Below are 26,381 nucleotides of genomic sequence, written 5' to 3'. Positions count from 1 at the left end.
CAACAGCAATCGAAGCAGCAGAATCGACAAAGAACCTTGAAACCCGAAGACCATGAAGACCAACCGCATCATTCTGGCCATCGCCATGGCCGCTGCCGCCAGCCTCACCGCCTGCAAGAAGGAGGAGGAGCCGAACCGTCCTTCCGGAGGCGGCCCGCCGAATGAGGAGGAGCTCATCACCACGCTGATCCTCACCTTCGCCGACATCGCCGACCCGTCGCAGACCTACGAGCTGCGCTTCACCGATAGCGACGGCGACGGCGGTGCCGCAGCCGTGCTGCACATCGACACCCTGCCCGCCGGGCGCACCTTTGGGCTGCTCGTGGGCTTGCTCGATGAGAGCGTCAACCCCGCCGACACGGTGACCCATGAAGTGCAGGCCGAGGACGAGGAACACCAGTTCTTCTTCCAGGTGAGCGGCGCGGCGATGACTGTGGCCTACGCCGACCAGGATGCCAACGGCCAGCCAGTCGGCGTGCTCAATACGGCCATCACCGGCGCATCCAGCACCGGCACCATCACCGTCACCCTGCGCCACGAACCGAACAAGGGCGCGCCTGGCGTTGCGGCCGGCGACATCACCAATGCGGGCGGCGAGACCGATATCGAGGTGACCTTCCCGCTGGTCATCCAATAGCCGTTACGCCGGAAGGGGGAGCGCATTGCATGGCCATGAAGCGAGCGCGCATCGCGCCCCTCCTCCTGGCCTGGGCGGTGCCGGCCTTGCTGGCCTGCCAGAGCGGCGGTTCCCCTCCGGAAGCGCCCGCAGCAGCCACCGAACAGCGCGAGCGCGCGACGCTGCAGGCCCTGCTGGACACCTTCGTGGCGCGGCCCGCCGAGGTGTCCTTCCGGGTCGAAAAGAGCGAGCGCCGCTTCTCCGTGCTGGCGGGCGGTGCGGTGGTGAAGAGCTATCCCTGCGTGCTCGGCGAGGTGCCTGAGGGCGACAAGCGGCATCAAGGCGACCGCCGCACCCCCGAGGGCGTCTTCGGCATCCGTGGCAAGCGCGTTCACGACCGCTGGCACCGTTTCATCTGGCTCGATTACCCCAATGCCGAAAGCTGGAGGCGCTATCGTGAGCGGAAGGCGAAGGGGCTGATTCCGGCCGGCAGGGATATCGGCGGGGAGATCGGCATCCATGGCGTGCCGGAGGGCATGGACCATTGGATCACAGCCGGCGCCGATTGGACCTGGGGCTGCATCGCCCTGCGCAATGCCGACGTGGACGAGATCTACCCCTGGATCATCCCGGGACGCACCCTGATCGAGGTGGTGCCGTGAGGCTCAGGGCACGATGGCTTCCGGGAAGAGTTCGTCGTATCCCGTGCGCTCATCGCGCCGTCGCGCGAAGCGCATGCCCCCGATCTCCTGGATGACCACCTCCAAGGTGGTGCGGACAAGGGAGCCCTCCAGCAGGTGGCCGCCGCTCATGCGCCCCTCGCTGTCGGCCACGGCCAGATGAAGGTGCAGCCCATGCCGTGACAAGGTGCCGCTGAGCGCGCACACTTCCAGGTCGCCGCTGATGGATTCGGCGGATGAGCGCCCCCCGAACCGCAATGCTGCGATGCTCAGGCTGCCCACCGCGCTCACGATCACGCCGGCCTCCAAGCCGTTCTGATGGGCCCAGTCGCGCAGCGTCGCTCTCACATCGGCGCCGGGCAGCAAGCGCAGGGCATGCAGCGCATAGGGCCTGCCGGCGGCCGTGATCATGCGTCGAAGCCGTTGGGGAACTGCTGCTTGAGTGCGGCGATGCCATCGCGCACCCGGTCCTCCTGCTCGCCCCTGAAGGCGGCCAGCCGGCCGGCGAGCTGCGCATCGTGGATGGCGAGGATCTGCACCGCCAGCAGCCCTGCGTTGCGCGCGCCATTCACCGCCACGGTGGCCACCGGCACGCCGGCCGGCATCTGCACGATGCTGAGGAGCGAATCCCAGCCATCGATGCTGTTCCGGCTCTTGATGGGCACGCCGATGACAGGAAGGGTGGTGAGCGAGGCCACCATGCCCGGCAGGTGCGCGGCGCCTCCGGCTCCGGCGATGATCACCTTCACGCCGCGCGCGGCAGCGCCCTTGGCGTAGGCGAACATGCGGTCGGGCGTGCGGTGCGCGCTCACCACCGTGAGCTCATGCGGTACGCCGAATTCCTTCATCGTGTCCACGGCCTCGCGCATCGTCTCCAGATCGCTGCGGCTGCCCATGATGATGCCTACCATGCGGTTGGGGTTGTCAGGTTGTTGCGTTGCTCGGGGGAGAGGTGCGCGGTACCACGCGCCCATGCACCTTGGTGACGGCGATGGCCTGGTCCAGGCCGGAGTCGTCCGCGGCGATCGCGGTCACATGGCCCATCTTCCGGCCGGTGCGCGTCTCGTGCTTGCCGTAGTGGTGCACGAAGGTGCCAGGGATGTGCAGGATGTCGTCCAGGCCCTTCACCTCGGGTTCGCCGGTTCCGCCTTCGCCCACCAGGTTGATCATGGCCGCGCGGCCCCGCAAGGCCGTATCGCCCAGCGGCCATCCCATGTAGACCCGCAGCAGCTGGTCGAACTGGGAGCTGGCACAGGCCTCGATGGTGTGGTGGCCGCTGTTGTGGGCGCGGGGCGCCGTCTCGTTCACGAGCAGCTCATCATCCTTGGTCAGGAACATCTCCACGGCATACAGCCCGGGCGCGCCGAAGGCCTCCGCCACGCGCTTCGCGAGCCGGCGCGCCGCATCGCTCGTGTGATGCGGTATGCGGGCCGGCGCCCTCAGGTGGTCCACCAGATTGAGCCGCGGGTCGAAGACCATCTCCACGGGGTCGTACACGGCCTCGGTGCCCTTTTCGTTGCGCACCACGATCACGGCCAGTTCGAGCGCGATGTCAGCGCGCTCCTCGAGCACCGCCGGTGCGTCGAAGGCCTTGGCAGCATCCGCTACCGTGTCGATGGGCATCACGCCCTTCCCGTCGTATCCGCCCGTCCGCGTCTTCAGGAAGGCGGGCAGCAGCCGGGCATGCGCAGCGATCCCGCCGGGCGCCTCGATGAGCGCGAAGGGGGCGGTGGGTATGCCGTGCTCGGCATAGAAGCGCTTCTGCAGCCCTTTGTCCTGGATGATTCGGAGCACCCCGGGGTCGGGGATGACGCGCTTGCCCATGCGCTGGAGCGCCTCCAGCGCTTCCACGGAGACCTGCTCGATCTCGATGCCGACGACATCCGCATCCCGGGCGAAGGCCAGCACCGTGTCGCGGTCGCGGAAATCGCCGGTGACGAAGCGCGTGGCGATCCCTGCGCAGGGTGCTTTGGCGTCCGGATCGAGCACATGCACCGCCACGCCGTAGCGCAGGGCATTCTCGATGAACATGCGGCCCAACTGGCCGCCGCCCAGCAATGCGATGACGGGTGCCTTGGCCATCGGGGGCGAAGATACCCGGTGGCACCGGAGCGCTCAGTGGCGCTTGCGGATCAGCTTTGGGGCCCGCATGCCGGTGATGCGGTAGCCGGCCGAGAGCATCAGCGACCGGTTGCGCGGGAAGATGGCCTGGTCATCCGCGAGGATGGTGGAGAGCCCGTTGTAGTAGCGCACGCCCAGGTCGAGGCCGCTCACGAGGTCCACGCCGGCGCCGAGGATGAGGCCCTGATCCCAGCTCTTGTAGCTGGACGTCACGTCGGCATCGCCCTCGGGGCCGTGCTGCTGCGCCAGCAGCAGGCGTCCCACCTGGAAGCCGCCTTGCACGTTGAACGCGTTGCCCACGTAGAGCTTGACGGACAGCGGAACCTGGGCGTACAGCGTGCGCACGCTGCTGCGGTCGCCATCGGGCAGGGTGTAGCCGGAGCCCAGAGCCGTGATGAGCAGCTCCGGCTGGATCTCCATGCGCGGAGCCGCCCGCAGCGCGAAATAGGCGCCAGCGGCCCCGCCGGGGATCATGCGGGTGGATACCGCTCCGGTGCGTGTCTCACAGGCCAGGATGCCGCCCTTCACGCCGAGGCCGGAGCGTTGCGCGCACAGGGGCGCTGCGGTGAGGGCGAGCAGGGGGAGCAGCAGGGGACGCATCGGGACCGGTTTCACGGGTGCTTTACGCAGGCCAGGTCCCCGCGGGTTTCCGCAATGGCCGGCAATTCGCCGATCGTCGCCCGGTCGCCCACGGATCGGGCCAAGGCTACGACGGATGCGCTCACCGCGCGGCGGCCAACTGAGTGATGGCCGAGCGCGGATCCCCCGCTCCGAACACGCTGTTGCCGGCCACGAGCACATCGGCGCCGGCATCCGCCAGCCGCGCGGCGTTGCCCGCATCCACGCCACCGTCGATCTCGATCAGGGCAGCGGACCCGGTCCTGCTGCGCAGCAGCTTCAGCGCGGCGATCTTCTCGTAGGTCCGCTCGATGAACCGCTGGCCGCCGAATCCGGGGTTCACGCTCATGAGGCAGACGAGGTCGATGTCGGCGAGGACGTCCTCGAGCAGGTCGACACGCGTGTGGGGATTGATGGCCACGCCCGCCTTCATGCCTGCCGCCTTGATGGCCTGGATGCTGCGGTGCAGGTGCGGGCAGGCCTCGTAATGCACGGTGAGGTGGTCCGCGCCCGCATCGCGGAACGCGCCGATGTACTTATCGGGCTCCACGATCATCAGGTGCACATCGAAGGGCTTCCTCGCATGCTTGCGGATGCTCCTGATCACGGGCAGGCCGAAGCTGATGTTGGGCACGAAGACGCCGTCCATCACGTCGATGTGGTGCCAGCCCGCATCGCTCTCCTCGATGAGCCGGACCGCTGCGCCCAGCTCGGCGAAGTCGGCGGAGAGCAGGGAGGGGGCGAGGAGGTGGGGCATGGCGCGAAGGTAGGTGGACCCTGAAAAGCAGTTGTCAGCTGTCCATTACCGGGTACAACACACCCCGGCAACCGGCAACTGACAACCGACAATGAGGTACCCTTCAGCCCAGGTAGGCCTTCAGCACGCTGCTTCGGCTCGTATGCTTCATGCGGCGGATCGCCTTCTCCTTGATCTGGCGCACACGCTCGCGGGTGAGGTCGAACTTCTGGCCGATCTCCTCCAAGGTGTGCGGCTGGTTGCCGTTGAGCCCGAAATAGAGGCGGATCACATCGGCCTCGCGGCCGGCCAGCGCGCGCAGGCTGCGCTCGATCTCGTTCCTGAGGCTGTCGGTCATCAGGCTCTCCAGCGGGCTGGGGAGGTCGTCGTTCGACATCACATCCATCATGGTGCCGCTGTCGCCGTCGTCGCGCAAGGGGGCATCCATGCTCAGGTGCCGGCCGGTGTTGTTGAGGCTGGTCTTCACCTCCTCAAGGGTCATCTCCAGCACCTCGGCCAGCTCATGGGCGGTGGGCGGGCGCTCGTGCTCCTGCTCCAGCTTGGCGAAGGCCTTGTTGATCTTGTTGATGGAGCCGATCTTGTTCAGGGGCAGGCGCACGATGCGGGCCTGCTCGGCCAGGCTCTGCAGGATCTGCTGGCGGATCCACCACACGGCATAGCTGATGAACTTGAAGCCGCGTGTCTCGTCGAAGCGGCCGGCCGCCTTGATGAGGCCGAGGTTGCCTTCGCTGATCAGGTCCGGCAGGCTCAGGCCCTGGCCCTGGTACTGCTTGGCCACGGAGACCACGAAGCGCAGGTTGGCCTTGCAGAGGGCCTCCAGGGCATCGTTGTCGCCCTGCTTGATGCGGCGCGCCAGCTCCACCTCCTCCTGCGCGGTGATGAGCTTCACCTTGCCGATCTCCTGGAGGTATTTGTCCAGGGACGGGGTGTCGCGGTTCGTCACCTGCTTCACGATCTTCAACTGACGCATGCGTGCCATTCGGGCGTGGGATATGGGATGAGGCGCTTTGAACGGCGGCGCTCGGGGCAGGGTTACCGATGCTGCGCCGAACGGCGAAGGCCGCCCCTGGGGGCGGCCTTCGCATGGAATCATCCGGGCGGGCCTCAGTTGTGGCTGGGCTCGCCGCCGTCATCGCGGCGGGGCCGGTCGTCGCGGCGCGGGCGGTCGTCACGGCGGGGGCGGTCATCGCGGCGCGGGCGGTCGCCACGGTCGCGGCGCTCACCGGCCATGGCGGGCTCGCGGTCCACCCAGCCCTCGGGCTTGGGCAGCAGCACGCGGCGGCTCAGCTTCAGCTTGCCGCTGCGCGGGTCCTTGCCCACCACCTGGAACTCGACCATGTCGCCTTCCTTCAGCACATCCTCCACGCGCTCGATGCGCTTCCAGTCCAGCTCGCTCACGTGCAGCAGGCCATCGGTGCCGGGCAGCACCTCCACGAAGGCGCCATACGGCATGATGGTCTTCACCTTGCCCTTGTAGGTGGCGCCCACCTCCGCTTGCGGCGGGTTGGCGATGGCGTTCACGCGGGCCAGGGCGGCGTCGATGCTCGCCTTGTTCTCGCTCATGATCTCCACATGGCCCATGCCGTCGATCTCGTCGATGCTGATGTGGGCGCCCGTCTCGGCCTGGATCTCCTGGATCACGCGGCCGCCGGGTCCGATCACCGCGCCGATGCTCTCCTTCGGAATGGTGATGGTGATGATGCGCGGCGCATGGTCCTTGTAGTCGGCGCGCGGCTTGTCGATGGTCTTGAGCATCTCGCCCATGATGTGCATGCGGCCCTGGCGCGCCTGCTCGAGCGCCTGTGCCAGCACCTCGTAGGGCAGGCCGTCCACCTTCATGTCCATCTGCGTGGCGGTGATGCCCTTGGCGGTGCCGCAGATCTTGAAGTCCATGTCGCCCAGGAAGTCCTCGTCGCCGAGGATGTCGCTGAGGATCGCATGGCGCTTGCCGTCGCTGATCATGCCCATGGCGATGCCGCTCACCGGGGCGGTGATCTTCACGCCGGCGTCCATCAGGGCCAGGGTGCCGCTGCATACGGTGGCCATGGAGCTGCTGCCGTTGCTCTCCAGGATGTCGCAGTTCAGGCGGATGGTGTAGGGGTTGGACTCCGTTCCGGGGATCACCGGCTTCAGGGCGCGCAGCGCCAGGTTGCCGTGGCCCACCTCGCGGCGTCCGGGCCCGCGGATGGGCTTCACCTCACCGGTGCTGAAGCTGGGGAAGTTGTAGTGGAGCATGAAGCGCTCGCTGCCCTTGCGGGTGGCGAGGTCGATGGTCTGCTCATCCATGCTGCTGCCCAAGGTCACCGTGTTGATGGCCTGCGTCTCGCCCCGGGTGAAGATGGCGCTGCCGTGCGTGCCGGGCAGCATGTCGATCTCGCACCAGATGGGGCGGATCTCGGTGGTCTTGCGGCCGTCGAGGCGGATGCCCTTGTCGAGCACCACGTTGCGCACGGCCTTCTTCTGCGTCTTCTTGAAGAAGCGCGCCAGCATGGCCTTGTCAGCCTTCTGCTCGTCGGTCAGCGTGGCCAGGCACTCCTCCTTCACGGCGTTGAATCTCTCATGCCGCTGCTCCTTGGCGGAGGGGACCAGCGCGATGTCGTAGAAGCGCTGGTAGCAGAAGTCGTGGATCAGCTGCTCCACGGCGGGGTCGTTGTGCTCGTGGCTGTAGGTGCGCTTCGTCTGGCTCTTGGGCACAGCGGCGCTGAGCTCGTTGAGCACGCGGCAGTGCACCTTGATGGCCTCGTGGGCGGCCTTGATCGCTTCGATCATGTCGGCCTCCTGCACCTCCTTCATCTCGCCCTCCACCATCAGGATGTCGCGCTCGGTGGCGGCCACGATCAGGTCCATGTCGGCCTTGGCCACCTCCTCCATATCGGGGTTGATGACGATACGGCCATCGATGCGGGCCACACGCACCTCGCTCACCGGCCCGCCGAAGGGGATGTCGCTCACGGCCAGGGCGGCGGCGCCGGCCAGGCAGGCCAGGGCGTCGCTGTGGTTCTTCTTGTCGGTGCTCATCAGCATCACCTGCACCTGCGTGTCCCCGTGGAAATCGTCGGGGAAGAGCGGGCGCAGCGCGCGGTCAACCAGGCGGCTCACGAGGATCTCGTGGTCGCTGGGGCGGTTCTCGCGCTTGAAGAAGCCGCCGGGGAAGCGTCCGGCAGCGCTGAATTTCTCGCGGTACTCCACCTGGAGGGGGAGGAAGTCGATGCCCTCGCGGGCCTCCTTGGTGGCCACCACGGTGGCCAGCAGGATGGTGTCGCCCATCCGCACCGTTACGCTGCCGTCCGCCTGCTTGGCCAGGACGCCGGTCTCGATGATGATCGGGGGTTTGCCATCGCCCAGGTCGATGGTCTTGGTGATGCCTTGTGGTCTCATGTTCTTGGGCGCGCCTTTCGCGCCGGTTTTGTGGTTGTGTTTCTCCTCAATAAGGCCCCCGTTCTCGGCGGCCGGTGGATCCAAAAGAGAAGGGGCGACCGTTTCGCGATCGCCCCCCTTCGATCAGGATACAGATGCCGGTGCCGCGTGGGCGGCCATGTGCCGGCTCACTTGCGCAGCCCGAGCTTGCCGATGATGGCCCGGTAGCGTTCGATGTCGTGCGTCTTCAGGTAGTTGAGCAGCTGCTTGCGCTTGCCCACCAGGTCCATCAGCGCCTTCTCGGTGCCGTGGTCCTTCTTGTTCTGCTTCAGGTGCCCGGTCAGGTGGTCGATGCGCTTGGTGAACAGCGCGATCTGGCTCTCGGCCCCACCGGTGTTCGTCTCGCTGCCGCCGTGCTCCTTGAAAATGGCCTTCTTGGCCTCCGTGGTCAGGTACATGGTCATTCGTAACAGGCCGCGAAGATAAGCGGAGGAGCCTTACCCGCCACCGCTCCGGCGTAAAATACTGGGTATCAGCTCCGGAATAGGGTGAAGAGCCGGCTCAGGGTGGCCTTCAGGTCCTTGCGCTCCACGATCTTGTCCAAGAAGCCGTGCTCCAATACGAATTCGCTGGTCTGGAAGCCCTCGGGCAGGTCGCGGCCGATCGTCTCCTTCACCACACGCGGGCCGGCGAAGCCGATCAGGGCCTTGGGCTCGGCGATGTTCAGGTCGCCCAGCATGGCGAAGCTGGCGGTGACGCCCCCGGTGGTGGGGTCGGTGAGGATGCTGATGTAGGGCAGCTTCTTCGCAGCCAGCTGCGCCAGCTTCGCGCTGGTCTTGGCCATCTGCATCAGGGAGAAGCCGGCCTCCATCATCCGGGCGCCGCCGCTCTTGCTGATGATCACCAGCGGGCATTTGCGCTTCAAGGCCTGGTCGGCGGCCAGGGCGATCTTCTCGCCCACCACGCTGCCCATGCTGCCGCCGATGAAGCGGAAGTCCATGCAGGCGATCACCACCGAGTGCTTGTCCAGCTTGCCCTCGGCGGCGCGCAGGGCATCGTTCAGCCCCGTCTCCTTGCGCGTCCTCACCAAGCGGTCGGTGTACTTCTTCGTGTCCTCGAAGGCGAGCGGGTCGCCGGCGACCAGGTCGGCGCCGACCTCCGTGTACTTCTGGTCATCGAAGAGGATGGCGAAGTACTCCGCGCTGCCGATCTTCTCGTGGTAGCTGCACTTCGCGCAGACCCAGAGGTTGTTCTCGTGGTCCTCGCTGGTCACGATCTCATCGCAGCTCGGGCACTTGTACCAGAGGCCCTCCGGCGTCTCCTTCTTCTCCTCCGTGGAGGTGGTGATGCCTTCCTTGGTGCGTGTGAACCAGCCCATGGGTGCGTGTTCGGGATGACGAAGTTAGTTCCTGTGCCGCGGGGCCGGGCCTGGGATGAGGCGGGGATGCTCGCCTTCAGCCATTGCCCGGTCCTCCCCGGATCAGGCGATGGTGATGCCCTTGTCCAGGTACACGTCCTGGATCGCGTTGAGCAGCTGCACGCCTTCGCCCATGGGGCGCTGGAAGGCCTTGCGGCCGCTGATGAGGCCCTGGCCCCCGGCGCGCTTGTTGATCACGGCGGTCCTCACGGCCTCGGCCATGTCGCCGGCACCGCTGCTGGCGCCACCGCTGTTGATCAGGCCGATGCGGCCCATGTAGCAGTTGGCCACCTGGTAGCGGCACAGGTCGATCGGGTGGTCGGTGGTCAGGTCGCTGTACACCTTCTTATGCGTCTTGCCGTAGCCGCTCAGCGCATTGTAGCCGCCGTTCACCTCGGGGAGCTTCTGCTTGATGATGTCCGCCTGGATGGTGACACCGAGGTGGTTGGCCTGTGCGGTGAGGTCGGCGGCGGTGTGGTAGTCCACGCCATCCTTCTTGAAGCCCGGGTTGCGCAGGTAGCACCACAGGATAGTGGCCATGCCCAGCTCGTGAGCGAGCTGGAAGGCCTCGGCGATCTCGGTGATCTGCCGGGTGCTCTCGTCGCTCCCGAAGTAGATGGTCGCGCCCACAGCCACCGCGCCCATGTCCCACGCGCTCTCCACCGTGCCGAAGAGCACCTGGTCGAACTTGTTCGGCAGGGTCATCAGCTCGTTGTGGTTGATCTTCACGATGAAGGGGATCCGGTGGGCGTACTTGCGCGCCACGCTGCCCAGCACGCCGTAGGTGCTGGCCACCGCGTTGCAGCCGCCTTCGATGGCGAGCTTAACGATGCTCTCCCCGTCGAAGTAGATGGGGTTGGGGGCGAAGCTGGCCGCGGCGCTGTGCTCGATGCCCTGGTCCACCGGGAGGATGCTCATGTAGCCGGTGTTGGCCAGGCGGCCCGTGCCGTAGAGGGCCTGCAGGCTGCGCAGCACCTGGGGGCTGCGGTTGCTCTGCATGAAGCAGCGGTCCACGAAATCCGGGCCCGGCAGGTTGAGCGCGCCCTTGTCGATGGTCTTGCACTGGTGTCCCAGCAGGCTCTTGGCGTCGGCGCCGAGGAGTTCTTCGATCTTGCTCATGGTCGGCAGATGCGGTGGATTCCGTTTACCGCGGCCGCGAATGTAGGGAAGGGCGGCAAGCATGACGGGCAGGCCGGCCGGCGCACGCCCTCAGAACGGATAGCCGATTCCCAGGTTGAAGTTGACCTCCGGCCGATAGCTGTAGGCCGTTCCCGTGAGCAGAGCCATGCGTGCCTCGTGGCCCTCCTTCGGCTGGAAGAGCCAGCGCTCGCCCTTGGGCAGTGAGGGGTCCTTGGTCTGCAGGCCCAGGTCGAATCGCACGATGAAGAAGTCGAAGTTGAACCGCGCGCCCACGCCCGTGCCCACCGCCAGCTCGCTCAGGAAGTCGGAGCTGATGGCCGCGCCGGGCTGCTGCGCATTGCTGCGCAGGTTCCAGATGTTGCCCACATCGGCGAAGAGTGCGCCCTCGAGGAAGCCGATGAGCTTGAAGCGGTATTCGGCGTTGCCCTCCAGGCGCATCTCGCCGATGCGGTCGAAGGCCACCAGCGGCTCGCTGAAGGAGCCCGGGCCGATGGAGCGCGCCCGCCAGGCACGCAGGCCGTTGGCCCCGCCCACGAAGAAGCTGCTCTCGAAGGGCAGTACGCCCAGGTTGCCGTAAGGCAGGGCAGCGCCGCCCGCCAGCCTGAAGGCCAGGCTGCTGCGCTCGTGCAGGGTGCGCCGCCAGCGCAGGTCCACCTCGCCCTTGATGTACTCCGCGTAGCGCACACCGGCCACGGTGCGGAATTCGGTGCCGGTGGTGTCGCGGGCATCCTCGGCCATGAGCAGGAGCAGGGGGTGGCCCGCCCATTCCAGCACGGTGCGCGCGTAGAAGGCGTTGCGCCGCGCGGAGGCGTCGGGGGCATTGTGCTGCAGGGTGCCGCGCATGCTTGCGATGAGGTAGTCGGTGTAGCTGTTCAGCAGCACCGGGTTGTTCGAGCGGACCAGGTAGTCCCGGAACGCATCGGAGATCTGCGGGATGCGGATGGTATTGAGCTCGATCGGGAACAGCCCGATGGTGTTGGCCCGCGATTCCTGCCATTGCACCCCCGCCGAGAGCTTGAGCAGGTCGCGCGTGAAGTCGGGACGGCGCTGGTAGTTGAAGAGCGCGTTCACCAGCAGCATGGAGCCGCTCGACTTGCTGAACAGCCCGGCGAAGGGGCGCGGGAAGGAGAGGGTGACCTCGGGGCCGATGGTCACGGTGTTCAGGGCCGTCAGGGAGCGCACATCGCCCGTGCTCTGCTCGGCGCCGCCGCCGCCGGCGATCCGCTGCTGGGCCTCGAGGCCCACGCTCACCTGGGCCTGCAGCGAGCCGAGCGTACCGAAGAGGTTGCGATGGCGGTATCCCACGTTGACCGAGGTGCCCAATACGCCGCCGCGGTTGGTCAAGAAGCCCTCGGTGGAAAGGGTCTGCTGCTTGCCGGGTAGCAGCGAGATGCGTGCATCGGCCAAGCCGCGCCCCATGGCCCCGGTGGTGTCGTAGGCGATGTCCACCCGATCGAATACGCCGGTGCTCACCAGGCGCCGGTAGGTCCGGTCCGTCAGGCGGTGGTCGAAGCGCGCCCCGGGGTGGATGAAGAGGGGGTGCAGGAGCGCCTTGGTGCGGTAGCGCAGCCGGTCGTGGAAGAGGAAGGTGTACCCGCTCTCCCGCAGGGTGTCCGACCCCGCCACGCTGCCGCGGGCGCTGCGGAAGGTGCTCACGTACACCTCCCGGATGTCGTAGACCGTCGCTTCCGGGGTGCCGGCCAACCCGCGCTCGTGGCGGGCAACAGGCCGCTCGAAGGAGAGCGTCAGGTCGATCTGCCGGCCCCCTGCCGTGGTGTCCGCGTTGTACTGGATCAGGTCGCGGTGGAAGTAGAGGTAGCCCTCGCCCCGCAGGTGATCGGAGATGCGGGTCCGCTCGGCATCGAGCCGGTCACCGTCGAACCGGTCGCCCGGCTTCAGCAACGAGGCCTCCCAAGCCGAGGCTACAAGGTGCTTGATGCGCGTATCGTCCACCTCGAACCGGATCGTGCGCAGCCGGTAGGGCTGCCCGGGGGTCACCGTGTAGGTCACCTGTGCCTTGGGCCGGTGCAGCCGCCGGCCGTACCACGCGTGATGGGTCAGCGTCACGGTGTCCTGCACCGCCGCGTGGAAGTAGCCTTCCTTCGCCAGGTAGAGCCGCATCTGCTCGCTGCTGCGGTCGGTGAGGCCGGTGTCGAGCACCACGGGCGGCTCGCCCACGGTCTCGCGCAGCCAGTCCGCGCGGGTCCGCTTGTAGGCCAGTGTGTCCTTGCCGCGGGCCTTCCGCCGCAGGTTCACCCGGTCGATGCGGGCGTTCTTGCGGGCCTGCCAGACGGGTATCCGGGCGGGATCCGGCAGGTTGTGGACATGGAGGTAGAAGGGCACCGCGAGCACCCGCTTGTTGGGCTTCTGCTTGATGATCGCCTCGAGCTGCGAGCGCTCCACATCGGCGCGTTCCGTCAGGTGCACCTTGTTGCGCTTCAGCAGGGCCTCATCGCCGGCAAGCCGCCGGGTGGGGTCGCAGCCGGCCAGCAGGACCACTGCGGCCAGTCCTGCCATGATATGCTGCGCGGTGAGCCCCAAGGAGAGGAGGGTGCTGCCTAATTTCGGCGGCTTACTGGGCGCTGGTTGCGCTCAGTGCCAAATATATCCGAGCCTTGACCACCGCTCCCGCGCTGCGTGCCGTGCGTGCCCTGCATCAGAAGAAGCACCGCGCCGAGCAGGGCCTCTTCCTGGTGCAGGGACCTAAGCTGGTGGCCGAGCTGCTGGCCTCCGGCTGGCCTGTGCGCGCCATCCATGCCACCGCCGAGGCCGCGGCCCGCATCATGCATGAAGGGGTGCAGGTGCATGCGGCGCACGACCTCGAGCGCATGGGCACCCTGGAGAGCGGCAACCAGGTGGTGGCCGTGGCGGAGATGCCGCGCCGGGGCGCCATGGCGCCCTTGGAGAGCAGCGAGCTGGTGCTGGCGCTCGATGGCATCGCCGACCCCGGCAACCTGGGCACCCTGCTGCGCATCGCGGACTGGTTCGGGGTGCGGCGCATCCTGTGCAGCGCCGATTGCGTGGAGGAGTTCAACCCCAAGTGCGTGCAGGCGAGCATGGGCTCGCTGTTCCGCGTGGCGGTGCACCGTGCCGTGCTGGCGCCCGAGCTGGACCGCTTGCGGGCCGCAGGCGCTGGGCTCTACCTGGCCACCATGGAGGGCGCCGAGGCCTTCGATGCGGCGCTGCGGCGGCCGGCGGTGCTGATCCTGGGGAGCGAGTCGCATGGGCCTTCGCCCGCGGTGCGGGCGCTGCAGGCCAAGGCAATCGCCGTGCCTCGCGCCGGCCAAGCGGAATCGCTGAACGTGGCCATGGCGGCCAGCGCCCTGTGCATGGAGTTCATGCGGCAAGCGCGCACTGTGTAGACCCGGGAGGAGCTCAGCGGCGCAGCACGGCGGCCGCCACTGCATCCGCCACGCGCTGCCCGTCCATCGCGGCGCTCACGATGCCTCCCGCATAGCCCGCGCCTTCGCCGCAAGGGAACAGTCCCGGCGCGCTCGCATGCTGGAGGCTCTGCGGGTCGCGCGGGATGCGCACCGGCGAGCTCGTGCGGCTCTCCACCGCCACCACCACCGCCTCGTTGGTGCGGTAGCCCCGCATCTTCTGCCCGAAGGCCTTGAAGCCCTCGCGCAGCCGCTGGCCGATCTCGCGCGGCAGCAGCTGGTCCACGCGGTGGGAGAGGATGCCCGGCGGATAGCTGCATTCCGGCAGGTCCGCAGAGAGGCGCCCTTGGATGAAGTCCTCCAGCCGCTGGGCCGGTGCCACCTGGGTGCGACCGCCCGCGATCCACGCGGCGTGTTCCACGTCGCGCTGGTAGGCCATGCCGGCCAGCGGGTCAGCCGCCGCGAAGTTCCCCCGCGCCTCCACCACCACGCCGCTGTTCGCGAAGGGATTGTTGCGCTTGCTGGGGCTCCAGCCGTTGGTCACCACCTCGTCCGGCGCGGTGGCGCAGGGCGCGATGATGCCGCCCGGGCACATGCAGAAGGAGTAGACCCCCAGCCCCTCCACCTGCTGTACCAGGCTGTAGCTCGCCGGTGGCAGGTAGGGGTCGCGCACGGCGCAGTGGTACTGGGCCCGGTCGATGATGGCCTGCGGGTGCTCTACGCGCACGCCCAGGGCGAAGTCCTTGCGCTCGATGCGGATGCCCTTCGCCCTCAGGAGCCCGAAGATGTCGCGCGCCGAATGGCCGGTGGCCAGCACCACGGCATCGGCCAGGTGCTCCGCCCCTGTCGCCGTGCGCACGCCGCGCACACGGCCCTGTTCCAGCACCAGGTCGGTGACGCGCGTGCCGAAATGCACCGCGCCGCCCGCCCCCAGGATGGCCTCGCGCATGGCGGTGATGATGCCCGGCAGCTTGTTGGTGCCGATGTGCGGATGCGCATCCACCAGGATATCGGGCGAGGCCCCGTAGGCCACCAGGGTGCGCAGCACGCCCTCCACGTCGCCGCGCTTGTGGCTGCGCGTGTACAGCTTGCCGTCGCTGTAAGTGCCGGCACCGCCTTCGCCGAAGCAGTAGTTGCTGTCGGGGTCCACCGTGTGCAGCCGGTTGATCGCGGCCAGGTCGCGGCGCCGGGCGCGCACGTCCTTGCCGCGCTCGAGCACGATGGGGCGCAGCCCGCGCTCGATCGCGCGCAGCGCGCAGAAGAGGCCTGCGGGCCCCGCGCCCACGATGACCACCGGGGGCGCCGCGCCCGCATCGGGGAGCGCCGGCGGCGCGATGGGCGCCTCGGCGAGCGCCGCATCGCTCACCAGCACGCGCAGGCGGATGCGGGGCTGCCGGCTGCGGGCATCGATGGAGCGCTTCAGCACGCGGGCGGTGCGCGAACGGCCGCGGGCGAGGCCCGCCGCCTCCTCCGCCGCCTGCCGCACCAGCACGGGATCGGCGGCCTCCACGGGGGGCAGCACGATGTCCACCGTGCGCTCCATGGCTCAGCCCTCGAAGGTGAAGGTGAGGATGAAGGCCTTGCTGCGGATGCTGTCGATGGGACGGCTGAAGCGCGTCTCATCGTCGATGTGCAGGTTGGGTATGCCGAAGCTTCCCTTGAGCTCGATGCCGAACTTGAAGTAGGGGAGGAACATGTCGAAGCCCCCGCCCACCTCGGCGGCGTAGTCGTACTTGGCCAGCTTCACCACGATCTCGTCGTCCAGCGCATTGTCCACGTCCTTCTGGCTGGCCATGTCGATGGCGAATTTGCCGCCGGCGAGCAGGTACACCGCGAAGTTGTTGATGCGGTCGCTGCGCAGCTTGGCCAGGAGGGGGAACTCGAGGTAGGTGCTCTCCACGGGCTTCTGGAAGTACACCACGCGCCCGTCGCCGCGGCGGAACTGGTACTGCAGCTTGCGCTCCTGGAAGCTCAGGGTGGGGAGGAAGCGGAAGCTCAGGTTCTTGTTGGCGTTGTAGCTGGCCACGATGCCCAGGTTGAAGCCCGGCTGCTTGATGTGGTCCAGCACCAGGAGCGAGTCCCGGAAGGGTACGTCCGGCTTCAGCTTCACGAAGAGGTCGCTGGTGTTGTAGCTGAGCAGGAAGCCGAAGTGGAAACGGCGCAGGTCGAAATTGGGCAGGTTCTCCTGCACGATGCGGTTGCCGCGCTGGGCGTGCACGGCATGGCCGGCTAGCAGCAGGGCGCAGAGAAGGAGCGGGCGCATCATCGGTGGGGGCAACGAAAGTAGGGCGCGATCCGTGCGCACGGCGATCAGCGGCGCGCGGTGTACAGGGTGGCGATGCCGCCGGTTAGCGGCCGCGCACGGGCCTCGCGGCCGCCGCAGCGCTCCATAATCCGCAGGAAGTCCGCGCCCTCGGGGAAGGCATCCACGCTCTGGGGCAGGTAGGTGTAGGCGGCGCTGTCGCGGCTCACCAGGCGGCCCACGGCGGGCATCACGCGGTGGAAGTAGAAGCGGAAGAGCTGCTTCATCGGCGCCCGGCGCGGCTTGCTGAACTCCAGCACGAAAAGGCGGCCGCCGGGGCGCAGCACGCGGAGCATCTCGCGCAGGCCCTTCTCCAGGTCCTCGAAGTTGCGCACGCCGAAGGCCACGGTCACCGCGTCGAAGCTGCCGTCGGCGAAGGGGAGTGCGGTGCTGTCGGCGCGCTGGAGCGTGATGCGCGCATCGAGCGCAGCGGCCTTCACCTTCTGCCGGCCGTGGCCCAGCATGCCCTCGCTGATGTCCACGCCGATCACCTCGCTGGCGGCGCCGCGGCGAGCGGCCAGGATGGCCAGGTCGGCCGTGCCGGTGGCCACGTCGAGGAGCCGCGCCACAGGCTCCTGCTTCACCAGGCGGATCACCTTGCGGCGCCAGCCCTGGTCGATGCCCAGGGAGAAGGCACGGTTCAGCAGGTCGTACTTCGGCGAGATGGCGTCGAACATGTGCTCGACCTGCTCGCGCTTCGAGCCTTCGTCGGTGTAGGGCTTCACGGTCATGCGGGCAGTCCCAGGCGTTCGCATTCGGCGCGGAAGCGCTCACGGTCGATGGGCACCACGCCCACCTCCTCGCACACCAGGCCGCCGGCCAGGTTGGCCAGCGCGGCCATCGGCACGGGCGGCAGGCCCTGCGCCAGGCACAGCGCGGCCACGGCGATCACCGTATCGCCCGCGCCGCTCACATCCACGATGCGGCGCTTGTGGGCGGCGATGCGCGTGCCGTGCGCCCCGTCGTGCACGTAGGCGCCGTGCTCGCTCAAGGTCACCAGCGAGAGGGCGTTGCCCAGCTGCTCGGCCAGCTTGCGCACGGCGCGCTCCACGCTGGCGTCGTCCGCCGGGTCCACATCGGTCTTCAGGCCTTCGCGCAATTCCTTGAGGTTGGGCTTGAAGAGGGTAACGCCGCGGTAGGCGAGGAAGTTCTTCTTCTTCGGGTCCACGGCCACGGGGATGCCCGCCTCACGGGCCAGGGCCACCGCGCCTTCGATGACGCGGGCGGTGAGCACGCCCTTGTTGTAGTCCTCCAGCACCATCACGCCGGGCCGGTCGTTGCGGATCACCAGGGCGATGCGCTCCAGCAGCAGCTCCTCGTCCTCGGCGCGCAGGTCGTCCTCCTGCTCCTCGTCCACGCGCACCACGTGCTGGTGACCGCTGATCACGCGGGTCTTCACCGTGGTGCGGCGGAAGGGCGAGCGCACGAGCCCATCGGTGACCAGCTCCTGCTCGTGGAAGAGGCGCGTGATGAGGTCGGCGTTGGCGTCCTCGCCCACGGTGGCGGCGATGATCGCGCGGCCGCCGAGGGCCTTCACGTTCAGCGCCACGTTGGCGGCGCCGCCCAGGCGCGCGCTGCGGTGCGTCACCTGCACCACGGGCACCGGCGCCTCGGGGCTGATGCGGTCCACGCGGCCCCAGAGGTAGGCGTCCACCATCACGTCGCCCACCACCAGCACGGTGGTGCCTGCGGCGCGATCGAGGAAACGGCCGGCTCCGCTCATGCCGTGCGCAGCTGTTCGATGGCCCGCGCTACGCGCGCCATGGCCTCGGTGAGCTTGTCGTCGCTGGTGGCGTAGCTGATGCGCAAGGTGCCCTCGGCGCCGAAGGAGCGGCCCTCCACCAGGCTCACGCCCGCGGCGTCGAGCAGGTACAGGCTCAGGTCAACCGAGCCCTTGATGGTCCTCCCATCAATGGAGGCGCTCACATCGGGCATCAGGTAGAAGGCGCCCTGCGGCACATTGCAGCGCCAGCCGGGGATGGCCTCCATGGCCTTCAGGGTGAGGTCGCGGCGGCGCAGGAAGTCGGCGCGCATGGGCGCCAGCACCGCGGGGTCGGCGGCCACGCAGGCCATGGTGACGCGCTGGGCGATGCTGTTGGCGCCGCTGGTGAACTGGCCCTGGATCTTGGTGCAGGCCTGCGCGATCCACAGCGGCGCGCCGATGTAGCCGATGCGCCAGCCGGTGAGGGCGAAGGCCTTGCTCAGCCCGTTCACGGTGATGGTGCGCTCCATCATGCCCGGCAGGGCGGCGAAGCTCAGGTGGCGGCCCTCGAAGACGATGTGCTCGTAGATCTCGTCGGAGATCACGTACAGATCCGGATGGCGGCGCACCACCTCGGCCAGCGCCTCCAGCTCGGCCAGGGAGAGCACCGAGCCGCTGGGGTTGCAGGGCGAGCTGAACATCAGCAGGCGCGTGCGCGGCGTGATGGCGGCGGCGATGCGCTCCACCGGCGCCTTCCAGTCCTCCTCCAGCGTGCTGCGCACCAGCACGGGGGTGGCGCCGGCCAGCTTCACCTGCTCGGAGTAGCTCACCCAGTAGGGTGCCGGGATCACCACCTCATCACCCGGCCCGCAGAGGCTCATCACCACGTTCATGATGCTGTGCTTGGCGCCGGTGCTGATCACGATCTGCTCGGGCGAATAGGCGAGGCCGTTGTCGCGCTGGAACTTGTCCGCGATGGCCTGGCGCACATCGAGGAAGCCGTTCACGGGCGGGTACTTGTGCCAGGGGCCGCGCAGCGCCTCGTGGGCTGCCTCCAGGGCGAAGGCGGGCGGGTCGTGGTCAGGTTCGCCGAGGCTGAGGTCGATGATGTCGCGGCCCTGGGCGCGCAGCTCGCGGGCCCGGCGGGCCATGAGCAGTGTGGCGGGCTCCACGATGGACTGGACGAGCGGGGATAAATGCATGCCGTGCACCGCCTGGCTGGCGGCGAAGGCGCGAAGCTAACGAAGCCCGCACCGGCGCTTCCCCCGCGTTTGGCCGATATTCGTCCACCGTTTTTCCCACGATGAACGATCCCGTTGTGCTCGTCCTGGTGGCCATCATGCCCAGCGTGGTGGTCTTCCTCACCGCGTTCTACACCATCCGGCACTTCCTGCGCGCCCGCTCCGCCGAGCGCGGCGCCGAGCGCATGGCCGAGCTGCGGCAGGACGACCGCAAGCAGGTGCTGCCGCTGCGGCTGCAGGCCTACGAGCGGCTCACGCTCCTGCTCGAGCGCATCCAGCCCGGCCCCCTGGTGCTGCGCGTGCACCGGGGCAGCATGGATGCCCGGGCCCTGCAATCGGCGCTGGTGGCCACCATCCGCGAGGAGTTCGACCACAACGTGACGCAGCAGATCTACGTGAGCGACCGCGCCTGGCAGAAGGTGCGGCAGGCCAAGGAGGAGACCATCCGCCTGGTGAACATGAGCTTTGAGCAGGTGGGCGAAGGGGCGGCGGGCACCGACCTGTCGCGCAAGGTGTTCGAGAATGCCTCCCGGCTCTCGCACACGCCCTCGCAGGAGGGCCTGGTGGCCATCAAGGAAGAGGTGCGCCGCCTGTTCTGAAGAGCGCGAGCAGCGCGGCCGCGGCATCAACAGGGCTCCGCTCCCCGCGGCGCACGGCCTCGCGCAGCGCGGGCAGCGCGTGTGCCACGCGCGGATCGGCGTAGAAGGCCTCCTGCAGACCCAGGTCGATGGACTGCTCCATCCAGTGCAGCGCCTGCTCGCGCCGCCGCTCGTCCACCAGGCCACTGGCGAGGTCCTGCGCGTGCAGGGCCTCCAGGCGCGCTCCCAGCTCGGCGATGCCCGCCCCGGTGAGCGCGCTGGTGAGCAGCGCTTCCGGCCGCCGGCCGCTGGGCCGCGGCGGCAGCAGCTGGATCGCCCCGCGCAGCTCGCGGCGCGCCGCCTCGGCGCGGTCACGGGCCTCGCCTTCGCACTTGGTGAAGGCGATGGCATCGGCGCTCTCCATGATGCCGCGCTTGATGCCCTGCAGCTCGTCCCCGGCGCCGGCGATGAGCAGCAGCAGGTTCAGGTCGGTCATGCGGTCCACCTCCAGCTCGTTCTGGCCGGTGCCCACGGTCTCCACCACGATGCGGTCGTAGCCGGCGGCCTCGCACAGCACGATGGCCTCGCGCGTGCGCTGTGCCACGCCCCCCAGTGTGCCGCCGGCGGCGGTGGGGCGGATGAAGGCCTCGGGGCGCTGCGCCAGGCGCTCCATGCGCGTCTTGTCGCCCAGGATGCTGCCGCCGCTGCGGGCGCTGCTGGGGTCGACGGCCAGCACGGCCACCCGATGGCCCTGCCCGATGAGCCAGAGGCCCAGCGCGTCGATCAGCGTGCTCTTGCCGGCACCGGGTATGCCGGTGATGCCCAGCCGCAGCGCATGGCCCGCGCGGGGCCGGCAGCGCTCCACCAGCTCCGCCGCAGCGGCCCGGTCCTCGGCGCGCCGGCTCTCCACCAAGGTGATGGCACGCCCCAGCGCCGCGCGGTCGCCCAGCAGCAGGGCCTCGTGCAGCGCGTCCAGGTCAGCCATGGCCTCAGTAGCCCTTGCGGTAGTTGTCCACCCAGTCGGGGTCGCCGATGTCGCGCAGCAGCCGGAAGAGGTCTTCGCCGCAGGCCAGGTCGTGCAGGCTGTTGATGCCGTAGCCCGAGAGCAGCAGCATCTGGCGCGGGCTCGGCTGGGTGCGGCTCTCGGCCCAGCCCTGGCCGGGGTGCTGGCCCTCGCGCTGCTTGAAGGGGTACTCCCAGAAGCGCAGCTTCCACAGCTCGTCGAACACGCCGCAGTCGCTCACCGTGCGCGTGCCGTCGTCCAGCTCGGGCGGCAGCAGGCAGCCGGCCACCTCGTACTTGCGGAACAGGTTGACGCCGCCGGGGTTGGCCTTGCTGGGCACGGTGCCCTGCGCCTGCATCATGAACTGGCCGCGCGTGATGGGCTCGGTCTGGATGATGCGGCCCTCGAACTCCTTCACGATGAAGAGCGTGAAGAGCTCGCTGTTCATGCCCGTCATCAGGCTCATGCCGAAGGTGTAGGTGGCCACCGGCGGCTCGCCGCCCCCCGCGCGGGCCGCGAGGGCGAGCAGGAGCAGCGGGATGACCAGCAGGCGCTTCATGGCTCTAGCCGCTAAGGTACGCCCGGTGCCGCCCGCAGGTCCAGTGGGCGGGGCGGCGCCTCAGTGCTTCACGAAGCGGCGGCGGCCCAGTTCGTTGCCCTCCTGCGTGAGGATGAGCAGGTAGGCGCCGGACTCCAGGGCGCCAGTGGGGAGCACCAGCTGCTGCGGGCCATCGGAGGCTCCCGCGTTGCCGTGGAGCGCCGTGCGGCCCGAGGCATCGAGCACCAGCCAATGCACGGTGCCGACGCTGGCCTCGAACAGCAGGTTCAGTTCCTCGCGCACCGGGTTGGGGTAGAGCTGCAGCGTGGCGCCGGCCGGCTTGAAGCGGACAGGCACGCTGTGCGTGTAGGTCACGGTGCCGTCGAGGTCCACCTGCTCCAGCCGGTAGTACGAGAGGCCGGGCAGCGGGCTGCGGTCGGTGAACGCGTAGTCCGTCTGGCTGCTCACCGTGCCGCGCGCCTGCACGCGCCCGATGGTCTCGAAGGTTTCGTTGTCGGCGGAGCGCTGCACCATGAACCAGGCGCTGTTCACCTCGCTGGCGGTGCTCCAGTGCACCTCCACCTCATCCTCCAGGGCCTTGGCGTCGAAGCTGAGCAGTTCCACCGGCAGGAAGCAGTCGAGCGTGCCGTTGGTCCAGGTGAGGGTGGCGGGCGTGCCGTTCTGAGTGAAGTTGCTCACGTAAAGGATGTACACATCGCCCGGGGTGGCGGTGAGGCCCGGCACCCAGCCGTTGCCGCCGGCACCCTGCGAGGTGGGCGTGGCGGCGGGGTTGAACTGGGGCGCCGAATAGGTGGGCGAGCCCATGCCCGTATTGTAGCTGCCGGTGGCCGCGAAGGTGCTGGCGGCCGTGGCGAAGGAGCAGCGGATGGGCGGCGCGGTCATGGCATCGCACATCTGGTCCACCGTAAGGGCCACGGAGTAGGGCCCCCAGATGGCCCAGTTGATGTCGGCGCTGCCGGTGGGGGCGATGGAGAAGCCCAGGCTGGGGGTGACGGCGCCCGCGCGGAACACGAACCACTCGCCCTGGCGCTCGTTGATGCTCAGGCAGCCATTGTTGGCGGGGGTGAGGTCGCCGATGCTGCCGAAGTTGCTGGTCTGCACCGTCACCGGGTTGGTGTTGCACAGGATCTGGGCGCCGGGGCAGTCCTCCTGCGGCGGGCCGATGGGCAGGGCGCAGTTGATGGTGAAGCTCTGCGGCCCGCTCACCGCCGGGATGGCACTGTGGTAGAGCGAGTACTCGGTGCCCACCAGGTCCAGCGTCCAGTAGTTGTCGCCGGGGAAGTAGCCGGCGCCGTTGTAGGTGATCTGCACGTTGTCGCCGTTGTCGAAGCTGAGCAGCACCTGCTGGAAGGTGCCCGTTTGGATGGTGTAGGTGGCGGGCGCGCCGCCGTTCACCACCACGGTGAGGGTGGAGCCGGCCCAGCCGTCGCCGAAGCTGTCATAGAGGCGCAGCGCGTAGATGCAGTCGGCGTTGGGGTTGAAGACGCTCTGGCATTCAACCACAGCAGACCATCCCGAGAAACTTACGATATCATCGCTGGTCATGGCGATTGTGATACATCCGCTCGGGTGAGTTGAAGTGAATGATCCTGGATTCGCTGATCCTGAGAAGCCTCCAGGCCCGAGCGTTTGATTGCACCAACCCACAGGTCCTCCACAATTGGGCAGACCGGCACCGCTGAGGAACTGGGTGCCGTTCACGTTGTAGGGGTCTACCGTGGGGCCATTGTAGATATAGACATTATCCCAATTCGTGAAGGCACTCTCCATATCGAAAGTGAGGAATGACAGCGTAACAGCTGTACCTGCGATAGGTGGACAATAAGTTTCAGACCAATATTGCCCCCAAGTACCAGCCGGCGGCGGATAAGGTCCTGCCGGTGCGCACGGGCCTTGAGGCCCAGGCGGATCCCAACAACCGTTTCCACCTTGGTTGTTTGGGTTCTGGTTCACAGCATTAGGATAGTTATTAGTTGGCCCCCCAGGATCATAAACTATAGAACCGCACAAGTTCACAGGTGGAATGGGCGGCGGCGGCTGGGGCAGCCCGCAGCGGATGGTGGCGGCGTAGCCCGGCGTAACGATGCTGGCGTCGCTGGTGAAGCGGATGGTGAGGCAGCCGCTGGGGTGCGTGCTGGTGAAGCTGCCGGGGTTGTTCGTGCCGGTGAAGGTGCCCAGCGAAGGCGCGCCCACCGTGGGGCCGTTGAAGACCGTAAGGAAATCCCAGTTCTGCTCCAGCGCGAACTGCGTGAAGGTGAGCGTCACCACCTCGCCCGGGGTGGGCGGGCAATAGGTCTGCGTCACGAACTCGTTGTTGGTGTAGTTGCCCGAGGCGCCGCCGCTGTCGTAGATGGTGGTGTTGCAGGGCGCGGGTGCGGCGGGGATGGGCGGCAGGGGCGGGCCGCAGCTCACGCTGATCACCCAGCCGCTGCTCACCACCGAGGCGTTGCTGGTGAAGCGGATGGTGAGGCAGCCGCCGACGGCGGTGGAGACGAGGCCCGGGGGCAGCGTTCCGCCGGAGAAGACGCCGAGCACCGGCGAGGCCGTGCTGGGGCCGTTGTACACCGTGAGGAAGTCGTTGTTGGCCTGGGTGCTGAAGGCGGTGAAGTCGATGGCCACCACATCGCCGGGGTTCACCGGGCAGAAGGTCTGCTCATACACCTCGTTGTTGCCGTAGTTGCCCAGCGGGCCGCCGCTGTCGCTGGAGTTGAGGTCGCAGCCGCTGATGGGCGCCGCCGCCGTCTGCCGCGCGCAGATGTTGAAGGGGCCCACATTGCCGCCCTGCCGCCACACCCGCAGGTAGTAGGTGGTGGAGGCGCTCAGCCCGGCGAAGAGCTGCTGCGGCATGAGCGCTCCGAAGGAGCTGCCGCCGACCTGGCAATTCGGCGCCGTCACCAGGGTGAGGTTGGCCGGCGCGCAGCCGCCGCTGCTCTCGTACAGGGCGAAGGCCGCATCGGTGAGGCCCACGGCCTGGGTGTTGAATTCGATCTGCCCGTTGGGTGGCACGGTGAAGGTGTACCACACATCGTTCTGCACCGGCACCCCGCAGGGCGGAACGGGGTAGGCGTTGTTGGTGGAGGCGCCCTCGTTGGTGGTGGGGATCAGGTTGCAGCTGAGGCTGGTGGGCAGCGGGATGGCGCCGCAGGCCTCATCGTTGGGCGGCGGCACGTTCTCGGTGGCGCAGATGCTGAAGGTGCCGTTGGTGGCCGGGGTGTTGGCGGCGCCCTTCGGCCAGATGCGCACGTAGATGGTCTCGCCCGCCACCAGGGCCGGGGTGATGGCCGGCGCGGTGGTCTGGCTGTTGATGCGCGGCATCAGGTTGGTGGGCGCGAACTGGTCGTCGTTGCAGGCGATCAGCGTGAGGTTGCCGGCGAAGCCCGGCGGGTTGCACAGCGAGCCGCCCGTGTTCAGCCGGTACCAGGCCATGGCCAGGTCGCTCATGCTGCCGGCGAAGGTGTTGATGGTGAAGGCGCCGGTGGGCGGCACCGTCACCGCGAACCACACGTCGTTGTTGATGGCGCCGCCGCATCCGGGGGGATCGGCCGTGATGCCCAGCGGGATGTTATTGGTGGCGAACTCGGTGGTGTAGGTGTTGGGCGCGCACACCGCCGGCGTGGGCAGGTTGAAGGCGCCGCAGGGCAGGTCGTTGAAGGGCGGCGTGGGCTCGAAGGCGCAGATGTTGAAGGTGCCCATGTTGCCGATGTTGCTGTTCGGCCACACGCGGATGTACACCGTGGTGTTGGGCGTCACCAGGCCGCTCACATCCAGCAGGGGCGATGGACCGGGGCTGCACAGCACCACGCTCCAGTTGATCTGCGGGGCGTTGCAGGCCGGCGCGGTGTACACCGCCATGCCCAGGCTGTTGGCGCTCACCAGGGTGGTCTGGATGCGCAGGTTGCCGCTGGCGGGCACCACCGCCGAGTACCAGCTGTCGCGGCCGAAGTAGGCGCCGCAGCCCGGGGCGGGGATCCCCGTTTCGGTGTTGCCCCACGACGCATCGGCCAGCTGGTAGGAGCAGGCCGTGGGCACGGGCAGCGCGATGGCATTGCACGCCACGTCGTTGGGCGGCGGCGTGGGGATGCTGCAGGAGATGCTGATGGTGCCGCAGAGCAGCGTGTTCACCACGCAGGGGTCCTGGAAGACGCGGGCGCGGAAGGTGCCCGAGGTCTGCGGGCTGAAGGTGAGCGTGCTGGGGCCGTTGCCGGTGCCGCAGCCGTCGTTGTCGAAGGTGGATCCGAAGTAGCCCACCGGAACGGCCGTGAAGCCCGCATCGCTGTTGGTCACGCTCAGGGTGAAATCCGAGGCGGGCGCGCTGCTGCACATGCTGATCGTGTACACATTGCCGGCGCAGGCATAGAACTGCACGTACTGGTTGGCGCAGATGCTCGCCGTGAAGGTGCTGGGGCATACCGAGCAGTTGATGCCCGCGGGGATGCCCTGGTTGGCCGGCGGCACGTTGGAGCCGTAGGCCGGGATGGTGAAGGTGTGGATGGCCGCGCCCGTCACCGTGGCGTTGGCGCTCAGCTGCACGGTGTTGGCGCCGCACACCCCCCCGCTGATGGTGGTGCCGCCGGGCACGTTGGGGCCGCTGATGGCCGCCAGGTTGGTGATCAGCACCGCGTTGCAGCCCGTGATGGTGGCCAGGTTGGAGCCCGCCGTGGTGGTCATGTTCAGGTTCACCGACTGCGTGGGCGGCACGGTGGCCGGGCTCCAGTTGCCGGCGGGTACGGCCGCCGTGCCCCCCATGGCCACACCGGTGCACTGGGCCGCCGCTTCAGGCCCGGCCGCGCACATCAGGGCCAGGGCGGTGCCGAAGGCGCTTGCGATGCGGAGGAGGGGGCGGCGAAGGGTAATGATCCTCATGGGCAGGGCGGATGAGGGTGAGGGACGGAACGGGCGGACGAACGGAC

At 68.3% G+C, this 26,381-nt stretch carries 23 protein-coding genes; 4 read left to right on the top strand and 19 right to left on the bottom strand.

Translation table 11 applies throughout. The features are described 5' to 3' along the window. Positions 1-52: 52 nt before the first annotated feature. Together QY325_08275 and QY325_08270 are read left to right on the top strand one after the other, a co-directional pair. Positions 53-637, top strand: coding sequence for a type 1 periplasmic binding fold superfamily protein (locus QY325_08275; GenBank protein ID WKZ67910.1), 585 nt, complete (start codon positions 53-55; stop codon positions 635-637). A gap of 35 nt (positions 638-672) precedes the next feature. Beyond that, on the top strand, positions 673-1,278 hold the full coding sequence (locus QY325_08270) for a L,D-transpeptidase (protein ID WKZ67909.1): 606 nt from the start codon (positions 673-675) through the stop codon (positions 1,276-1,278). Between the two features lie 3 nt (positions 1,279-1,281). Here the strand turns inward: QY325_08270 and QY325_08265 are convergent, their stop codons facing one another. The 11 genes from QY325_08265 to QY325_08215 all read right to left on the bottom strand — a co-directional run bounded on the left by QY325_08265 (position 1,282) and on the right by QY325_08215 (position 13,223). After that, a complete protein-coding gene (locus tag QY325_08265; GenBank protein ID WKZ67908.1) occupies positions 1,282-1,707 on the bottom strand; it encodes a DNA-binding protein in 426 nt (141 codons plus the stop codon). Beyond that, positions 1,704-2,207 (bottom strand): 5-(carboxyamino)imidazole ribonucleotide mutase, encoded by a 504-nt coding sequence (purE, locus tag QY325_08260; GenBank protein ID WKZ67907.1) that lies wholly within the window; start codon positions 2,205-2,207, stop codon positions 1,704-1,706. The genes QY325_08265 and purE overlap by 4 nt, the downstream gene beginning before the upstream one ends. 13 nt (positions 2,208-2,220) lie before the next feature. Continuing rightward, entirely contained in the window at positions 2,221-3,378 is a 1,158-nt protein-coding gene (locus QY325_08255; GenBank protein ID WKZ67906.1) for a 5-(carboxyamino)imidazole ribonucleotide synthase, read from the bottom strand. A gap of 33 nt (positions 3,379-3,411) precedes the next feature. After that, entirely contained in the window at positions 3,412-4,017 is a 606-nt protein-coding gene (locus tag QY325_08250) for a porin family protein (GenBank protein WKZ67905.1), read from the bottom strand. A gap of 121 nt (positions 4,018-4,138) precedes the next feature. Next, positions 4,139-4,792, bottom strand: a complete 654-nt coding sequence (gene rpe / locus QY325_08245) for a ribulose-phosphate 3-epimerase (GenBank protein WKZ67904.1) — start codon at positions 4,790-4,792, stop codon at positions 4,139-4,141. Between the two features lie 103 nt (positions 4,793-4,895). Then, the gene (locus QY325_08240; protein WKZ67967.1) at positions 4,896-5,762 is read right to left on the bottom strand and encodes an RNA polymerase sigma factor RpoD/SigA; all 867 of its coding nucleotides are present in this window, start codon (positions 5,760-5,762) and stop codon (positions 4,896-4,898) included. A gap of 134 nt (positions 5,763-5,896) precedes the next feature. Then, positions 5,897-8,170 (bottom strand): polyribonucleotide nucleotidyltransferase, encoded by a 2,274-nt coding sequence (locus QY325_08235; GenBank protein WKZ67903.1) that lies wholly within the window; start codon positions 8,168-8,170, stop codon positions 5,897-5,899. Between the two features lie 167 nt (positions 8,171-8,337). Further along, the gene (rpsO, locus tag QY325_08230; protein WKZ67966.1) at positions 8,338-8,607 is read right to left on the bottom strand and encodes a 30S ribosomal protein S15; all 270 of its coding nucleotides are present in this window, start codon (positions 8,605-8,607) and stop codon (positions 8,338-8,340) included. Between the two features lie 74 nt (positions 8,608-8,681). Beyond that, the gene (gene accD / locus QY325_08225) at positions 8,682-9,527 is read right to left on the bottom strand and encodes an acetyl-CoA carboxylase, carboxyltransferase subunit beta (protein ID WKZ67902.1); all 846 of its coding nucleotides are present in this window, start codon (positions 9,525-9,527) and stop codon (positions 8,682-8,684) included. A 102-nt stretch (positions 9,528-9,629) separates the two neighbouring features. Then, a complete protein-coding gene (locus QY325_08220) occupies positions 9,630-10,685 on the bottom strand; it encodes a class I fructose-bisphosphate aldolase (GenBank protein WKZ67901.1) in 1,056 nt (351 codons plus the stop codon). Between the two features lie 90 nt (positions 10,686-10,775). Continuing rightward, positions 10,776-13,223 carry a BamA/TamA family outer membrane protein gene (locus QY325_08215; protein WKZ67900.1) on the bottom strand — a complete coding sequence of 816 codons (2,448 nt, stop codon included), beginning with the start codon at positions 13,221-13,223 and terminating at the stop codon, positions 10,776-10,778. A gap of 98 nt (positions 13,224-13,321) precedes the next feature. On the opposite strand from QY325_08215, the gene QY325_08210 reads away from it, so the two are divergent. Then, entirely contained in the window at positions 13,322-14,068 is a 747-nt protein-coding gene (locus tag QY325_08210; protein WKZ67899.1) for an RNA methyltransferase, read from the top strand. A 13-nt stretch (positions 14,069-14,081) separates the two neighbouring features. Here the strand turns inward: QY325_08210 and QY325_08205 are convergent, their stop codons facing one another. Genes QY325_08205 through QY325_08185 form a run of 5 tightly spaced genes read right to left on the bottom strand, consistent with a single transcriptional unit; the run spans position 14,082 to position 19,292 of the window. Then, positions 14,082-15,629 (bottom strand): FAD-dependent oxidoreductase, encoded by a 1,548-nt coding sequence (locus QY325_08205; protein WKZ67898.1) that lies wholly within the window; start codon positions 15,627-15,629, stop codon positions 14,082-14,084. Positions 15,630-15,632: 3 nt separating this feature from the next. Beyond that, on the bottom strand, positions 15,633-16,352 hold the full coding sequence (locus QY325_08200) for a porin family protein (GenBank protein WKZ67897.1): 720 nt from the start codon (positions 16,350-16,352) through the stop codon (positions 15,633-15,635). A 44-nt stretch (positions 16,353-16,396) separates the two neighbouring features. Further along, positions 16,397-17,119, bottom strand: a complete 723-nt coding sequence (gene ubiE, locus QY325_08195; GenBank protein ID WKZ67896.1) for a bifunctional demethylmenaquinone methyltransferase/2-methoxy-6-polyprenyl-1,4-benzoquinol methylase UbiE — start codon at positions 17,117-17,119, stop codon at positions 16,397-16,399. Then, the gene (locus tag QY325_08190; protein WKZ67895.1) at positions 17,116-18,111 is read right to left on the bottom strand and encodes a bifunctional ADP-heptose synthase; all 996 of its coding nucleotides are present in this window, start codon (positions 18,109-18,111) and stop codon (positions 17,116-17,118) included. The genes ubiE and QY325_08190 overlap by 4 nt, the downstream gene beginning before the upstream one ends. After that, positions 18,108-19,292 (bottom strand): pyridoxal phosphate-dependent aminotransferase, encoded by a 1,185-nt coding sequence (locus QY325_08185; GenBank protein WKZ67894.1) that lies wholly within the window; start codon positions 19,290-19,292, stop codon positions 18,108-18,110. Before QY325_08185 ends, QY325_08190 begins: the two co-directional genes overlap by 4 nt. A gap of 101 nt (positions 19,293-19,393) precedes the next feature. Here QY325_08185 and QY325_08180 point away from each other — a divergent pair, with 101 nt between their 5' ends. Then, positions 19,394-19,930, top strand: coding sequence for a hypothetical protein (locus QY325_08180; protein ID WKZ67893.1), 537 nt, complete (start codon positions 19,394-19,396; stop codon positions 19,928-19,930). Here the strand turns inward: QY325_08180 and meaB are convergent. Genes meaB through QY325_08165 form a run of 3 tightly spaced genes read right to left on the bottom strand, consistent with a single transcriptional unit; the run spans position 19,902 to position 26,334 of the window. Beyond that, a complete protein-coding gene (gene meaB / locus QY325_08175) occupies positions 19,902-20,894 on the bottom strand; it encodes a methylmalonyl Co-A mutase-associated GTPase MeaB (protein WKZ67892.1) in 993 nt (330 codons plus the stop codon). The two genes, QY325_08180 and meaB, sit on opposite strands and share 29 nt — an antisense overlap. A gap of 4 nt (positions 20,895-20,898) precedes the next feature. Continuing rightward, entirely contained in the window at positions 20,899-21,471 is a 573-nt protein-coding gene (locus QY325_08170) for a hypothetical protein (protein ID WKZ67891.1), read from the bottom strand. A 60-nt stretch (positions 21,472-21,531) separates the two neighbouring features. Next, a complete protein-coding gene (locus QY325_08165; GenBank protein ID WKZ67890.1) occupies positions 21,532-26,334 on the bottom strand; it encodes a hypothetical protein in 4,803 nt (1,600 codons plus the stop codon). Positions 26,335-26,381: the final 47 nt, after the last annotated feature.

The sequence above is a fragment of the Flavobacteriales bacterium genome, from assembly GCA_030584065.1.
In the GTDB taxonomy this organism is placed as follows: Bacteria; Bacteroidota; Bacteroidia; order Flavobacteriales_F; family PHOS-HE28; genus PHOS-HE28.
This window is presented reverse-complemented; position numbering and strand designations above follow the sequence as displayed.